At 69.1% G+C, this 945-nt stretch carries 1 protein-coding gene; it reads right to left on the bottom strand.

What is annotated here, in order from left to right; all coding sequences use genetic code 11:
• Positions 1-23: 23 nt before the first annotated feature.
• A partial coding sequence (locus Mterra_RS21500) for a glycoside hydrolase family 43 protein (RefSeq protein WP_147373067.1) occupies positions 24-945 on the bottom strand: 922 nt, incomplete at its 5' end.

Below are 945 nucleotides of genomic sequence, written 5' to 3'. Positions count from 1 at the left end.
GCGCAGCCCCCGCGCGCAGAAGATCACCTGGGGCCGACGCTGGGGGGTGCCACCCGGGGCAGGCCGTCGGGGCCCCAGGTGATCTTCTGCGCGCGGGGGCTGCGCTGGTCCTTGCAGCCTAAGTCGGGGCCGGGGTTGGCGTGGTACATGATCCAGTCCTCCTTGCCGTCGGGGGACTTGAAGAAGCTGTTGTGGCCGGGGCCGAAGGCCTGGCCCTGGTCGTTGCGGGTGAGGAAGGGCCTGGGCATCTTCTGCCAGGACTTCGGCTGGAGCAGGTCGGCACTTTGCGAGGCCACCAGCACCCCCACCGCGTAGTTGTCGGTCCAGCAGCCCGAGCCCGAGTAGGCCAGGTAGATCTTGTTGTTGCGCTTGACGACGGCCGGGCCCTCGTTGACCGCCGCGCCGTAGATCTCCCAGGGCTGGTCGGGGATGGAGATCTCGACGCGGGGCCCGGAGAGGGTCCAGGGGTTGGAGAGGGGGGCGATGTAGAGGTTCTGCGGCTTCTCGCCGGGCATCAGGTCGAAGGGGGTGCCGCTGTAGATCACGTAGAGCTTTCCGCCGTTCTCGAGCACGGTGGGGTCGATGGCCCAGAAGTCGTTCTGCGCGTCGAAGAGGCGGGCTTTGTAGCTGTAGGGGCCCATGGGGTCGTCGGCGGCCGACTCGAGCACGTGCATGCGCTGCTGGGCGCAGCACTCCGAGGGCCCGGCGGTGTAGTAGAGGTACCAGCGGTACTGGCCCTGGGGGTTCTTGAGCCGGTGGAACTCGGGGGCCCACACGTGGCAGCAGCGCTCGGGCTCGAAGTCGGCCCACACGACCTGCTCGGGGGCCTGGCCCAGCGTGGCTAAGCTCCGGGCCTTGCGGACGCGGACGTCGGCGCCGGTGGTGTAGGTGAGGTAGTAGTTGCCGCCGAAGAAGGTGACGAAGGGGTCGGGGCCGCTGGGGAGG

The organism is Calidithermus terrae, assembly GCF_003574345.1.
In the GTDB taxonomy this organism is placed as follows: Bacteria; Deinococcota; Deinococci; order Deinococcales; family Thermaceae; genus Calidithermus; species Calidithermus chliarophilus.
Note: the sequence above shows the minus strand (reverse complement) of the source record. Positions and strands in the feature narration are given on the sequence as shown.